Annotated in this window: 9 protein-coding genes and 2 pseudogenes; 2 read left to right on the forward strand and 9 right to left on the reverse strand. The window is 44.6% G+C overall.

All coding sequences use genetic code 11. The features are described from left to right. Window positions 1–63: 63 nt before the first annotated feature. On the forward strand, window positions 64–2082 hold the full coding sequence (locus H6G46_RS02340) for an ATP-dependent endonuclease (protein WP_010871669.1): 2019 nt from the start codon (window positions 64–66) through the stop codon (window positions 2080–2082). A 213-nt stretch (window positions 2083–2295) separates the two neighbouring features. Here the strand turns inward: H6G46_RS02340 and H6G46_RS02345 are convergent, their stop codons facing one another. The 9 genes and pseudogenes from H6G46_RS02345 to H6G46_RS02385 all read right to left on the reverse strand — a co-directional run bounded on the left by H6G46_RS02345 (window position 2296) and on the right by H6G46_RS02385 (window position 11542). Further along, complete coding sequence (locus H6G46_RS02345; RefSeq protein WP_041425910.1) at window positions 2296–3375, reverse strand: DUF2157 domain-containing protein; 1080 nt, start codon at window positions 3373–3375, stop codon at window positions 2296–2298. 161 nt (window positions 3376–3536) lie between these two features. Then, window positions 3537–4346, reverse strand: a complete 810-nt coding sequence (mazG, locus tag H6G46_RS02350; RefSeq protein ID WP_010871671.1) for a nucleoside triphosphate pyrophosphohydrolase — start codon at window positions 4344–4346, stop codon at window positions 3537–3539. A 129-nt stretch (window positions 4347–4475) separates the two neighbouring features. Next, entirely contained in the window at window positions 4476–5660 is a 1185-nt protein-coding gene (gene cruG / locus H6G46_RS02355) for a 2'-O-glycosyltransferase CruG (RefSeq protein ID WP_010871672.1), read from the reverse strand. A gap of 75 nt (window positions 5661–5735) precedes the next feature. Continuing rightward, on the reverse strand, window positions 5736–7721 hold the full coding sequence (locus tag H6G46_RS02360) for a PAS domain S-box protein (RefSeq protein WP_010871673.1): 1986 nt from the start codon (window positions 7719–7721) through the stop codon (window positions 5736–5738). Between the two features lie 409 nt (window positions 7722–8130). After that, window positions 8131–8304 (reverse strand): annotated as a pseudogene (locus tag H6G46_RS02365) (DUF4351 domain-containing protein); the annotation flags it as partial. A 33-nt stretch (window positions 8305–8337) separates the two neighbouring features. After that, window positions 8338–8806: pseudogene (locus H6G46_RS02370) on the reverse strand (transposase). A 125-nt stretch (window positions 8807–8931) separates the two neighbouring features. Continuing rightward, the gene (locus tag H6G46_RS02375; protein ID WP_010871677.1) at window positions 8932–10302 is read right to left on the reverse strand and encodes an MlaD family protein; all 1371 of its coding nucleotides are present in this window, start codon (window positions 10300–10302) and stop codon (window positions 8932–8934) included. Between the two features lie 162 nt (window positions 10303–10464). Continuing rightward, window positions 10465–11247 carry an ABC transporter ATP-binding protein gene (locus H6G46_RS02380; protein WP_010871678.1) on the reverse strand — a complete coding sequence of 261 codons (783 nt, stop codon included), beginning with the start codon at window positions 11245–11247 and terminating at the stop codon, window positions 10465–10467. Window positions 11248–11269: 22 nt separating this feature from the next. Further along, window positions 11270–11542: a hypothetical protein gene (locus tag H6G46_RS02385; protein WP_041425911.1), complete on the reverse strand. Its 273-nt coding sequence runs from the start codon at window positions 11540–11542 to the stop codon at window positions 11270–11272. A 288-nt stretch (window positions 11543–11830) separates the two neighbouring features. Here H6G46_RS02385 and H6G46_RS02390 point away from each other — a divergent pair. Then, a partial coding sequence (locus tag H6G46_RS02390) for a filamentous hemagglutinin N-terminal domain-containing protein (protein WP_347338222.1) occupies window positions 11831–15042 on the forward strand: 3212 nt, incomplete at its 3' end.

Below are 15042 nucleotides of genomic sequence, written 5' to 3' on the forward strand. Positions count from 1 at the left end.
CACCTTTTTTATTAGCTTAATAGCCTAACTTTAGATTCGTATAGCAAGTAAGCAGTAATTCATATGGAATTAAAAAGTGTTAAATTAAACAAATTTAAAAGATTTGAAAGTGCTGAGCTTAAAACTAATGGTAAGCTTATTGCTCTAATTGGAGCCAATGAAAGTGGAAAGACATCTATTCTAGAAGCAATACAATGTTTGGATGATGATAAAGCTTTCTCCGACGTGTTTTTTACTCGTGACCTTTCCGAACCTGAGCAAGATGAAGTCATTATCGAAGCTACATATATGTTAAGTGAAGAGGACAATGAATCAATCCTCTTTTATGATCCATTACGCGTGGCAAAGAAATTTTTGATTCTGAAAAGAGCTAATGGAAAACGGAATTTTAAAATTGAGCCTGATATTATATTTAATGACCAATATCGAAAAGAAATAATTAATAAAACATTACAGTTTATTGAAAATATATTTTATGAAGATCAAGACTTTGATAACGAACTATTAAATAATATAGTTACTGAAGGCAGAGAAATTATTTTGCAATTGCAGACGTCTTTAAATGATAAACGAAATAAGGATCGACACAATGGAGAAAAATGGCAAGTTCCACACGAAGTTCCTAACGTACTGGTGATGGAGGATCAAAAAAAGTTAGAGTTATGGATTGAGCTTATAGAAGAATTTTTGGACTTTAATCAAGGAACAAACAATGAAAAACACTTAAAAGAATTGTCAGACTCAGCAAAAAAACTATTAAAATATGAGAACTCATCACTGATAAATGGATCAATCGAGATAATTTACAAGCGACGACCTAAAGCATTACTATTTGATGATGAATCCAGAAAAATCCCGTCTTTTTTCTCAATAATCACACAAAATACAAATAAAGAAAAAATTGTAGCCAAGCCGGATAAAGCACTAGCAAATTTATTGAAATTAGCCAAGTTAGATTTGAATGAGTTATTTAAATCTCTTGGAAATTTACAGAAATCACAAATGTTGTTGAATCGAGCAAATCAAACAATAGTAGATTTTTTCAATAGCAAATGGAGTCAGTCAAATTCTCAATATCTAAAACTTTACTTGCATGGTAACACATTAAGAATCTCTATAGAGACTAATAAAGGTAGTAGTTTTAATATAGACGAAAGAAGTCAAGGCTTCAGGCAATTTGTTGCCCTAACTTGTTTTTTAGAAGTTGAGCATTTAGATGTTTTACCAATTCTACTCATAGATGAAGCAGAGCTACACTTACACTATGATGCTCAGGTTGATTTAATGAAAGTTTTGGAAAAGCAAAGTATTGCAAAAAAGGTAATTTATACGACTCACTCTATTGGTTGTTTGCCGGAAGATTTAGGAGTAGGGATCAAACTCGTAGAGACTCAAAGAGAACAATTGGAAAGAAGCATAATTGAAAACAATTTTTGGATTAAATGGAAGAAAAAAGAATTAGGAATGACTCCTATCCTATTTGGTTTGGGTGCTGCACAAATGTCATATATTGCTATTCGTCCTGCCTTATTTGGTGAAGGAATATCAGAAGTAATCATATTACCAACCATATTCAGGCAAATTATAAAAAAAGAGAATTTAGGATTTCAAATAATTGGTGGTTTATCTGAGACCAATCAGTACGCATTACTTGATGGTCAAGCACCTAAAGTTGTTTATGTAACTGATTATGATAGAGCAGGTGATGAATTCAAAAAAAAGTTAGAAGAGAATGGCATAAATCCAGAATTTATCAAGCAACTACCAGGAGATGACAACGCATCAGTTTTAGAAGATTTTATTTGTCTTGATCTTTATATTCGTGCAGTTAATGAAGAGTTAAATCAACGGAACAAAAATCCACCAAATATTAAATCTGATGATTTTGGAGAAATTAATCGTCCAAAAAATCTAAAGAAATGGTGTCAATTAAAAGGTCTTAGTGAACCAACAAAAGTCAATGTACTTTATCGCTTAATAGACTATGCTTATAGTGATGAGCAATCCCAAATTCTTGATTTTAAATATATCGAAAAATTTAAAGAACTTTATGAATCAATCATAACAATACTGGAAAGATAATCATATGTATGTATCTCTTCCACTTAATCAAGTATTAAATTTTAAATATCGGACTTTTATTATTCAAGAAGAAAGATGATTTACAGCACTGATCCCTGGCTTACCCAGTTGTATGACTCAGGGAGAAATGATAGAAGAAAATGAATATAAACAGTCATTGTCAAAGGCGATCGCCAAATCAACGAGAAAAAGTGATTAAAAGAAGTTATTCTTTTATCGTTCCCGAGGGAGAAAATTACGCCAGTGGGGAGGGAGTAGATCGTCAAAATAAGCTTCCACTAACCGGTAATGTTTTTGGTAAAGTACACCAACAGCAATAATGGCCAAACCGATGGCTGACAGTGCAAAGGGGAACAAAATGGAATCGGCAAAGACTTGGAAGGCTAAATAACTGATGTAGCCGAATACCCCAATGACACCAAACACCATAAATAGTCGTCGTTTGAGCAAAATTGATAGGGCCATCAGACCTAAATTAATCAGGCAAAAAAACAGTCGGTACCATTCCGTATCCTGCCCTGTGGCCAAGAGACTAAACCAAAAACTAATCAGTCCAAACAGGTAGAGCCAAAAGCTGTAATCCCCCCGACTGCGCCGCCAGCGCAAATCCACCCCATAGGCGATCGCCAAACAAATAATGCCAAAACCCAGGGTCAGGCGGGCCGCAGTAATGAAACTGACCGTCTCTCCGTAAATGAGCGGGGGAATATCAATGGAAAGGAACCAGAGGCAGAAGGCAAGGGGGAAGGTGAGGAAAGGAAAGTGAATAAAGCGCAAAGCCAATAAACTGGCAATAATCGTACCCATGGCCAGGGGGAAACGGCCGCTGATTAACCAGGTGGGTAAATTACGGTACACGGAAGGATCTTCAAGGGAAATTAACCCAAAACCCTGTTGCAGTCCGTAAATGGCCAAGGGGGTCATCCAAACAGCAATGGTAATCAATAGGCCGCCGGGCACAGGCAATTTTTGCTGAAAATAAAGCCATTGGCCCACTATGATCAGACCCAGTGCATATACCACTGCCACAGTGAATAGACCAAATCCCCCCAGGGCATCCCAAACAATGCTACCGAGGAAAACCATGGCCACAATCACAATCAGGGCACCAAAGTAAAAAGCAACGTTGGCAAAGTCGAATCGCAACGGCGGGGAATCACTATTTTCCCTGGCCCCTTCCATGGCAGGAAAGTCCTTATGTTCTATCCAGGCTTGCCATAATTGTTCGGCTTGCTCTGCGGACAAATAACCCTGTTCTACCGCCCAGGCTAGGTCTGTTTCGGTAATGTCCATGCCCAAATTTTCCTCCATTGCTCGCCACTGACCTTTTACCGTATCAGGCGATCGCCAGGGATAGGGGATGACAACGGGGCAATTCTGGAATTGGAAGAAATTAACGGCGACAATCTGTCTGGGGATGAACCAGAAAATCTAACTAGGATTAGCGGGAGAACTTATTGGTTAAGTTGCTTTTTGGCCTGCTGCCATAGGGTTTCCAACTCTTCTAATTTGTACTGATCCAACGGGCGATCGGCAAATTTTTCCATCAATTGTAGCCGCTGAATAAATCTTTGATTGGTGCCATGGAGAGCCAAGGAAGCGTCGAGATTGTACCAACGGGCCAGGTTGATGAGGGTGAATAATAAATCCCCTAATTCTGCCTGTTGATGGCCCTTATCCTCCGTGGTCAAAGCCTGTTTAAATTCGGTTAACTCCTCTGTAAACTTAGCCCATACGCCGTCAACATCTGGCCATTCAAAGCCCACCGCCGCTGCCTTTTGAGAAATTTTACTACCGGCCATCAGGGGGGGCAACGTACTGTTATAGCGTTCTAATTTGATGCTTAAAAGTGGTGTTTGGTCGGGGTTTAAACCCTTTTCCTGTGCCTTAATCGTCTGCCAATTGGCTTTCACTTCCTCTGCATCGCTGACTGTTACCTCAGCAAAAACGTGGGGATGGCGACGGATAAGTTTGGCGGTAATGCCCTCTGCCACCTGTTGCAAATTGAAGTGTCCTAAATCCTGGGCCACTTGGGCTTGGAGTACCACCTGGAGCAATAAATCCCCCAATTCCTCGGCGATCGCCGTTTGGTCTTGGCTTTGTAGGGCGTGGACCACTTCGTAGGCTTCTTCCACCACGTAGGGAATTAAACTTTGTTGGGTTTGGGCTAAATCCCAAGGGCATCCCCCCTTTGGCGATCGCAGTTGGGCCACTACGGCAATTAATTTTTCTAGGGCTTGGAGAATGGGGGCAGTGGCATCCATAAAAATCAGCAGTTAATCTAACCAATACAACGGGGAATCAGGGGGTAATTTTTGACCGGGCCAAAACTCTCAGATGGGTTAGCAAAGTTTCAGGCCAGGCTAATTTTCCCCAACTAAGTTAAGCAATCTTTAGGAAGCACCGGGGTAAATTCGCCCCCGCCATTGTTTGGGGGTTTGGGAAGCGGAAATGATAATCCGGGTCACCGCCAACGGATCCGCCAGGGGAGAAAGCCAATAACTCCAGGCTCCTTTTTCTGAAGGTCGGTAATAGGAAGGATAAATGGCCAACAGCATCCCCCAACGAACTAAAAGCAAAAAACCATTCAGGGCGATCGCCAAGCGGAGGGTTAAAAAGTCAAAGTCTTCCCCCCAAAGCATCAACAACAGGGAAAAAAACAAAATTGGTAAGCCTTGCACCAATAGCAGAAAAATTACCTCTGCCCATAACCGGGCCGGCACCGTTGCATCCTTGAGATCCAGGGAACGGCCCCATTCTCGCCAGGTTTCGCCAATGCCTTCGTACATTCTCACCCGGATCAAGTTAGCGCCATCCAAAAAGCCCACTCGATAACCCCGTTGGGCCGCCACCCTCGCTAAGGTCACATCATCACAAAAAGAACGAGCCGCCAGTTCATAGCCCCCCAAGGCTTCCAACACCAATCGCCGACAGAGAAAACATTGACCATTGGCCATCACCGTTTCCGGAGCCTGTTCCCTCACCCCAGCGGACTCAAAACGGTATAGCAACGTCATCAGCAAAGCCGGTTGCAGCCACCATTCCCCAGGCGATTGCAAAATAAATTGGGGCGATAGGGAAAGAATGTCGTAATTTTCTTCCTCCGCCGCCTGCACGACACTGGCCACTAGCCCCGGTTGGGGTTGGGTATCGGCATCAATGCCCAAAATCCATTCGCTGGCGGGATCACTGTGCCTAAAGCCATAATTGAGCGCCCAGGGCCGCCCCACCCAGTTATCTGGTAAAGGATCATCGGTCAGCAGTTGCAAACGGGGATTATCTTTTTGCCTTGCTTGCACCACTGCCTGGGTGCCATCGGTGGAACGACTATCCACCACCAAAATTTCCCTTAATGGTGGCCCCTGTTGGGCTAAACCAAGCAAACAAGGAGTTACCCGGGCTGCTTCATTTAAAGTTGGCACCACCACGGACACATTGCGAACCCCTTCTTCCGGCAAAAATACCGGTGCCAATGGCGATCGCCGCCGTGCTCCTTTGACCAAACGGCTGAGCAAAATTAAACTAGCTACCCCCTGGGCCACTAACAACCCCAAGCAGAGTATGGCAATGATCAGCATTATTTCTGTTTTTAATATGGATGAAGGGGAATTGCCTGCAACAACGGGCCGGAGGAGTCAACGCCAAAGTAGTGATTATAGTTGTTTAGGAATGACCAAAGATACCGTTGTGCCCTGTCCTAGCTCACTTTTGATCTCGATTCTGCCCCCATAAAAGGTTATCAACTTTCTGGCGATCGTCAAACCAATACCAATGCCGGCAATATGGCCCACGTTGGACCCCCGCTGAAATGGCTCAAAAATTTTCTCTAACTCTGTCTCCGGAATACCTATGCCATAATCTTGAATTTCAAAGATTATTTCTTCGGGAGATTCCAACAGCAGTAAATCAATAGTAAGAATAGTAGGGGAATATTTAATGCCATTGGCTAGTAAATGGGTCAAAACCGGTTTCAATAAAACAGGATCGAATTTGACTGCCAACCGGGTCTTAGAACTTAAACAGGCACAAAAATTAATTTTATAGGGATAACTAAGATATTCAGTTTTATCAATTATATCCTGGCAAAAATCAATTAAACTACCCTTAACCAACACTGGTTCGATTTCTTCTTGGTTAAGATTAATAGTAATAATATCGCCAATTAATTCATCAATTTGCTTCGCTCCCCTAAGAATTGACTCTATATATTGAACTCGTTTTTCATCGGTTAGTTTTGCTTCAAATTTTCCCATAATTGAAGCCGCACAGGAAATGGTCGTTAAGGGGGTGCGAAATTGATGGGAAATGGCCGTAATAAATTCGGAACGCAATTGATTCAGCTCTTTTTCCCGCTGTAACGCCAAGGAGGTGCTCCTTTCCATGGCTTTGCGATCGCCAATGTCTTGAACCATCACCACACAAAAATCAAGACTGCCATCTAGCCTACGATGGGCTTGTACCCCAAGATTTACATAAATATTATGGCCATCTTTGTGGATATAACGTTTATCAATTTCATAACCATCTATTTCACCATCCAATAGGCGTTGATAATTACTTAGATCTAGCTCTAGGTCATCGGGATGGGTAATTTCTGCCCAGGTTTTTATTCGCAACTCTTCAGGGGAATAGCCCACTATTTGGCAAAGCTTTGGATTAACATTAATCCATGTTTTATCAGTGGATACTATGGCTAAACCAATGATGGATTGATCAAAATAAAGTCTTAGTAATTGTTGTTGCTCATAAACTTCCTTCGTTCTCAGTTTAACCCTCTCTTCTAGTTCCTGATTAATCTGCCTAATTTCATCCCTAGATTTAGTAATTTCTTGTTCATATTTGACTCGTTTACTAATATCTTTAACATGGGAAATAAAATATAATGGCTCTCCATTAATTCCCCGCACTAAAGAAGTAGAAACTTCACCATAAATAATATGACCTTGACGATGAATATATCTTTTTTCTAGGGTGGCGTGGTCTTGATGTTCAGTAATGGCGTTTTGTATAAATGTGGGGCTAACTTGCTTATCCTCTGGTACTGCTAAGTCGTTAACTGTCATCTTTTCTAACTCTTGACGACTGTAGCCGAATATTTTTCCCATTTTGTCATTAACTTTGATCAAATGACCCTCTAAATCCACCATACACATACCAACATTGGCATTCTCAAATGCGAGGCGAAATTTTTGCTCACTTTGTTGCAAATGATGATTTGATTCGATTAATTGTTGTTCAGTCTGTTTTTCCGACGTAATATCCAGCACTACCCCAAACCAAGCCGTATCTTGATTAGCCAATTTTTCTGGTTGAGACTTGGTACGCAGCCACTTTAATTTCCCCGATGGGGTAATAATGCGCCATTCCAAACATAATGGCTCCAGGGTGGCTCGACTGTGGGCTAGGGCCTGCCTTTGCAAGATTTGGTCATCGGGGTGAATTTGTTTGAGTAAAATTTCAGCATCAGCCAACACAGCGGCCGCAGTTACTTCATGGAGAAGTTCAATTTGCGGACTAATATAGGTAAAAGCAATGGAATCATCGCTATGCTGGACAAATCGGTACAGCCAGCCGGGAATTACACCTTCTAGTTTCTGCAAAAATCTTTCTGGTTCAGAACCGAGCAAGAAAACAGACATAGCCTTAACGCCCAAATTTGAGACAGAGTTTGCAAAGCGCAGAAATAGTTTTCTCCGGGGTAGTAAAAATAACTTTAGGGCTAGTTAGGGCAAATTCCGAGTCAGCTTCATGCGCACAAAACAGTTGCTATGCTTATTTTGTAAGAATTTTTCTGTCCTACTCAGATACCGCAACCGCTGGAATAGGTTTTTAAATCATACTCCTAAAAAACTGGATTTTTCAGACAAAAAAGTTTCGATGCCTGAATCGTGTTCTTACTTGAGTATAATTTTTGGGCAAAAATTAAAGCCAAATACTTTTTCCTGATTCATAAAACTTTATCTTTCACGGCCTACTATCTCCAATGACTTACTATATCGCAACTTTGATAACTTTGCACCCTGGCTAGCCACCACCAATTTTTGTGGATTATCCAAACTTCTCTAAATACACTTCTAGGTCGGCCGTCTCGGTGAAATCCAATAGTGCTTCCCCCAAATCCTCTAACTCGGCGATCGATAGTTTCTGAACTTGTTGCACTTGAACTGCGGGCAATCCACCTAAGCGACGGTTTAACAGACGCAACACTAGGATTAAGGCTTCACTTTGACGACCTTAGAAAATGTTTGAAAAGTTTTAAGCAAGCTTTTGAACCATGAGACTAATCATGGCGACATAGAGCATTGTCTCACTAGTGGTAGGTAAATTTCATAATTCTTTCTTAAACGACGATAGCGACCAAACCAAGCAAAGGTGCGCTCGACTACCCAACGGCGGGGTAGGACTTCAAAGCCTTTGTGTCCCTGCTTTTTGCTGACCACATTCAAAGTCCAACCAAAAGTATTCTCCACCCAGAAAATAAAATCCTTGTACCATCTTCGTGCCATGGCTGAAAATAACCATAGAGCGTTCGCCATTTAGGAAAATCATGGGGCAGAAGTCGCCAGGCACACCCCGTTCTGGGCATGTAAAAAATAGCATTGAGTATCTCCCTCAGACTAGTTTTCCGTTTTCTTCCCCCAGTTTTTGCTTTGGGTAAATGAGGTTCTACCAATTGCCACTGGCTATCAGTGATGTCGCTGCTGTAAAATTCTCTCGGTATCATTATGGTGAAAATTCTATATTCTTCACCATTTTTCCCAATTATGCCTACTTTTCAAACGCGCTCTTAAGTTTTCTTTTGCGTAAGTCCTGATAGAAAAAGCTGGAAAATTTCCCATTTAATTATCATTATTTACCCTGATTTTCCTTGGGCTGGGGTGGTTTAATCTTAGGAGTTTGAATTTGGGGACTTGGTGAGCCGGAAGCGGGGACGGGGTTAATAACTCCCCATTGTTCATAGTACAAAGCTAATTGCTGTTGATGATCAAGCTGAAAGCGTAATTGTTGGCCACTGCGTTCCAGGGTGTGGGCAGTGTAAACTCGGTCTTGGAGATTTTCCGTGGAGGAAACCAATTGCCCCAGGCCATCCACCAGTTTTCTTAGGTTGTTACGAAAGGCCGGATCGCCCGTTAATTGCTCCACATCGCTGGTGATTTTTTGGGCATTTTCAAAGGTAAGTCGGGCCGCATCCAAGGTCTGCTGTAGGGTAAGCATCAAGGTAGGGTCATTGAGGTCGTTGGAAATTTGCCGGATATTGTTGCTGGTGACGGCAGCATTTTCCATCAGTAGGGCGAGGTCATTGGTTACCTTTTGGGTATCGATCGCCGCTAGGCCGTGGTTGATAGTACCGACGGCGGTCTGGATTTCTTGACCAATGGCTTGGAGATCCCGGTTAGTAGTTTCAATACTTTTCAGGGTGAGATTGAATTGGGCCCGGTTTTCCCCCACCAGTTGGTTGAGGTTAACCATTAATAGGGAAGCTTCTTCGATGGTGCGGTTAATGTAGCCTTGGTTGGTCTGCACCACCTGGTCAACTCGACTGGTCAGCAAGGAAGCATTATCGGCGGCCTTGGCGATCGCCTCGGAAGTGCGCTCAAAACCCCGCACCTGTTGATTGGCAGTTTTGCTGAGGGCAGTGATTTCGGCGCTCATGGCGGCAATGCGGGCGGCGGCCAGGTTGGCACTTTTCACGGTGGCATTAATGTCGGCCACAAACTCCGGTTCGCTATAGGCTTGGGCTAAACGGGCCATACTGTTGGTTAATTGGGTCCCGGCTTGGCCCTCCAACTCGTCCCCATCGCAGAGAATTTTATCGCTTTCGGCACAGTCCGCACTGAGGGGATCGATGGCCAAAGCGGCCTCCGACAATTGGCGATCGGGAATCATATCAATGGCCGCTTCCCCCAATAAACCGTAGCGACTGATTTCCACCTGCACATCGGCGGGGATACGCAATTGGGTAGAACTAATTTCCAGCTGGGCCAAAATGCCGTTACTACCTGGTATTAATTTAGCCACCCGACCCACTGGTACACCCCGGTAACGCACGGCGCCTCCCACCTGGAGCCCACTGGCGTCGTCAAATTGTACTAACACTTCATAGCCTGGATTGCCAAAAGCTCCCCCCCGTAACCATAGGACGATGCCACCAATGATAAATAGTCCCAACAGGGCAAACAGACCAACGGATCCTTCTTTGATGGTGCGGGGTCTGAGCATACGCAATGTCTCAATAGGGCCGAAAAATAAAGCGATTCGCCTAGGGGGCAAGGAGTTCCTTGCGGGAGGAAACGTTCAAAAAGTTAGGCTATTCCAGCATCGCCTCTTGTTCTAGGAAACGGCCAGGGGCCAATGGGTTCCCCCATCTTAGCGTCGTAGTGGTTAATCCAAAATGCGAATGGGACCTTCCACTTTGGCTTCAAAGAATTGCCGTACCAAGGGGTTATCGGTCTGGTCAATGGCGCTAACTGGCCCCTGCCATTGGATTTTGCCATCGTAAAGCAACACCACCCGATCCGCTGTCCGGCGAATAGTGCTTTCCTGGTGGCTCACCATAATATAGGTGCCGCATCCCCCCGGAGACTTTTGTAACCTCCGCACCAAATCTTCAATGACCGTGGAGGCGATCGGGTCTAAACCAGCGGTGGGTTCATCGTATAAAATCACTTCCGGATTGTCCTCTGGTTGATGGGGATTGGACATGATTGCCCGGGCAAAGCTAACCCTTTTACGCATCCCCCCCGATAGCTGGGCTGGATAGTAGTCTTCGATGCCGGTTAATCCCACCAAAGCGAGTTTGTCGGCCACCTGCTCCCGAATCACTTCTCTGGATAGGGAGGAATGTTCCAACAAGAAAAAGCCGACATTTTCCGCCACTGTCAGGGAATCAAACAGGGCTGATTGTTGGAATACGAGGGCAATGCGGATGCGCTCATTGTCGTCCTCCACTAAGCCCCGGCGGGGTTGGGTTTTGATCAGCACTTCCCCACTGTCCGGTGGCAATAGTCCGGCGATGATCCTTAAAATGGTTGATTTTCCGGTGCCAGATGGGCCAATCACCACCAATGCTTCCCCCGGATAGAGGTCTAAATCCACACTGTCCAAAATTTGGCGATCGCCAAAGGATTTACTAATACCCCGGAGTTGAATAAGGGGTTCCGTCATGTTGGATAGTCCCGCCAAAGCCTTAGTCTACCCGCTCCAACTGCCAGAGGATTTGGTTCCCTTCCCTTCTCACCCTGGAAACGACCCAGTTACGCCATGACCAATGATCCCCCCGACTGGTGACGGCACTGGGGTTAATATCCATCAAGTCAGCCAACTCCGAACTGGTAATTAAATACCCCTGCTTGGCAATTTCTTCGGCGGCCCGGAGGGTTTCTACCAAGTTACGCACCTGGAGAATCCGTTCTTCCCTCGATAACAGATACTCTTCCACATTATTGACAATATTTTCCATAGCCGTGCCTGTAAATAACACTCCAAGAGTGATCTAGAACCATATCTGGGGGAATTTTCCCTTCCACATCTTAACTAGTTTCCCGAAAACGGATGCTCAAATAAAACACTTTTTGCTTTTCTGAGTTAAATTTAGCCGTCTAGGAAGCAAAGAACTATCTGAAGTACTAAAATAATTCGTTCTTTTCCATGCCTAATTCCACCTGGGGGACCGCTATAATGGACTGGCCAAAAAGTCCCTTCCCTGGGCTTTGTGGTGGAAATATTGTTAATTTCACCCCTGATAGCCGTGTTGAACCCCAGTTTACGCCTCTTTTGCCTAGCTTTACTGGCTTGTTCGTCTAGTTTTTCTGGCAATGTTCTGGCCCAAAACATTACCCCAGCTCCGGACGGCACTGGCACCACTGTCGATGCCCAGGGCAATCAATTCAACATTGGTGGGGGGAGTTTGTCAGGGGATGGACAAAATTTATTCCACAGTTTGCAACAGTTTGGGCTAGACCAAGGACAAATTGCCAATTTCCTTTCCAACCCTGATATTCGTAACATTCTCACCCGAATTGTGGGGGGAGATGCGTCCATTATTAACGGTCTCATCCAAGTAAGCGGGGGCAATGCCAATCTCTTTTTGATGAACCCAGCGGGCATGATTTTTGGTCCCAATGCCAGCATCAATGTGCCCGGGGATTTTGTGGTCACCACTGGTTCGGCGATCGGCTTTGGCAATGACCAATGGTTCCAGGTTTTTTCCGACAATGATTACAATGCCCTGATAGGCAATCCCAGCCAATTTGCTTTTGATTTGGCTAACCCCGGTTTAATTATTAATGCGGGGGATTTGTCGGTAACGGAGGGCAAAAACCTCACTTTTTTGGCAGGAAATATCGTTAACACCGGTTCCTTGGCCGCCCCTGGAGGCAATATCACGGTGGCCGCCGTGCCAGGGCAGAATCGTATTCGTATTTCCCAAGCTGGCAGTTTACTGAGTTTGGAGGTGGAGGTTTCTCCCCAAATGAATCAGGGCGGCTCCTTTTCCGTGTTGGATTTACCGACCCTGTTAACCCAAGGAGCGAGCAATCTTGATTTGGGGTTAGCGGTGCAGCCCAATGGCAGTGTTACGACCAACGGGACTAACGCTTTGGTTTCTCCGTTACCAGGTTCTGTCACCATATCGGGCAATGTTGATGCCAGTGGTAAAAGCACTAATATTTCCTCCGGTGGCCAAGTGGCGATCGCCGGCGATCAAATAGCAGTACAAGGCGCTACCGTTGATGTTTCAGGCAATGGTGGTGGCGGCACAGTGCGCATTGGTGGCGATTTTCAGGGCCAGCTCACTTTGCCCAATGCATCCCAAACCCTGATTGATAGTAATTCAGTAGTCAAAGCTGATGCCCTACTGACAGGAAATGGGGGAACCGTTATCGTTTGGGCCGATGACTCTACCCGCTTTAGTGGGAATATTTCAGCCCAAGGTGGAACCATGGGGGGAAACGGCGGCTTTGTGGAAACCTCCGGCGCCAAAAGTTTGATGGTTGACGATACCGCCAGGGTTAATACTTTCGCCACCATGGGAGAACTTGGTACTTGGTTGTTAGATCCTCTAGAAATAATTGTCGGAACCACCGATGATCTACTTGCCGATCCAAAGCTTGTTTCGGTACTTACAATCACAACCAGCTTGGACAACGGTAACGTTATTCTTCAAGCAGATCAATCCATTGCCGTTCAGGCAAATTTTAGTGCTGATCCCTCTGCCCCCGGTAATCTCACTTTCGATTCTCCTACAATCACTATCGATGCTCTTTTTTCCTTGGGAACTGGCTCAATTATTTTTGCTAACACAGGTCCCATTAACACTGGCAATACATTAGTTACTTCTCCTTTCACCAATTTAGATTTTGACAATAAAATTCAACTCAATGCCAACACAACATTTACTGCTCCGGGATACGACATTTATTTCCGTAAATCTGTCAACGGCGGGTTTGATTTATTAGGCAACGCCAACTTTGTTTATTTTGATGACGGAGCTGGTATCACTACCCCACTGAAAAGTTTCGGTGTCACAGCTACGGAAATCTATGTAGGTAATGACATCGTTACCCAGGGAAATCAAATTTTCGACGGGGTGTTCTATGGATTACAACCAGTTAATTTGACGAGTAGCGCAGGCTCAGTAATTTTCACCAACAATATTCTGCTTAATGGAAGTCTTCAAGTTCAGACTGCCCAAAATATCGTCAGTCAACCTTCTTCTTCCCTGAGTGCAGTGGAAATAGCATCCGACGTATTACTTAATGCTGGACAAAATGTTTCGTTCGGGAATATCAATACCCGGGGGGGCAATGTTGATATACAAGCTTTGGGCAATATTTCCACTGGATCAATAGTTACCTCTCCATTTGGTGGAAATGCAGGCAATGTAATTCTCAATGCGGGTGGGACTCTCACCACCGGCTACATAGAAACGTCTGGGACGAATGGCGGTGATGTTACCACATCTTCCGGTAGTAATACTAGTACTGCTTATATTGATACCCGGGGATTTGGAGATGGCCTAGAGATAGATAGTTTGGGGGGAGCTGTTTCTATCGAAAGCAAGGGAGACATTACCACCGCCTTTATTGATACCGGAGCTTACTCAATTGAATCCTTCAATGAAGGTACGGGAGGAAATGTTTTCCTCACAGCAGATGGCAGTATCACAACGAATTACATATTCACCGCTGGAAAAAATGGTGGTGATATTTTCTTTCAAGCTGGTGAAAGCATAGAAATCATCGATTATTTAAATACCTATGGAAGTCAAACTAGTGGAGATGTATATGTTGAGGCTCCACTGGATATTTCAATTGGTTCCTACATATACACTGGAGGGGGTGGGGAGCCAGGCAATGTATTCCTGCAAGCAGGGGGAGATATTACCACTAGCTACATAGATACGTCGGCAGCCAATGGCGGTGATATTTTTATTCAGTCGGGGGGAGACACCGAAGTTGGTTATCTATTCACTAAAGGGTATGAAGGTAGGGGAGGAGATGTTTATGTTGAAACTGGCCGTTATTTTCGGGCGATCGATGGCTTTTTACTTGGTGAAGAAGGACCTTTTAGTGTCTACACCGCCGGCCTCACCGTTGGTGGTTCTGTGTACATTCAATTTGGTGGAAGTGAACCTTTCATCATCGGCAATCCAATTACCAATGGAACCATTGGGGCAATCAGTTCGGGAGATGACAATACTGTACCAATCGGTACACCACCAATTTTTGATACTTTTACCCTGGACAATATAACCATAACCACTGAACCCGAGCCGGAACCTGAACCCGAGCCGGAACCTGAGCCGGAACCTGAACCCGAGCCGGAACCTGAGCCGGAACCTGAACCCGAGCCGGAACCTGAACCCGAGCCGGAACCTGAACCCGAGCCGGAACCTGAGCCGGAACCTGAACCCGAGCCGGAACCTGAGCCGGAACCTGAACCCGAGCCGGAACCTGAGCC

This window comes from Synechocystis sp. FACHB-908, from assembly GCF_014698595.1.
Classification (GTDB): domain Bacteria; phylum Cyanobacteriota; class Cyanobacteriia; order Cyanobacteriales; family Microcystaceae; genus Synechocystis.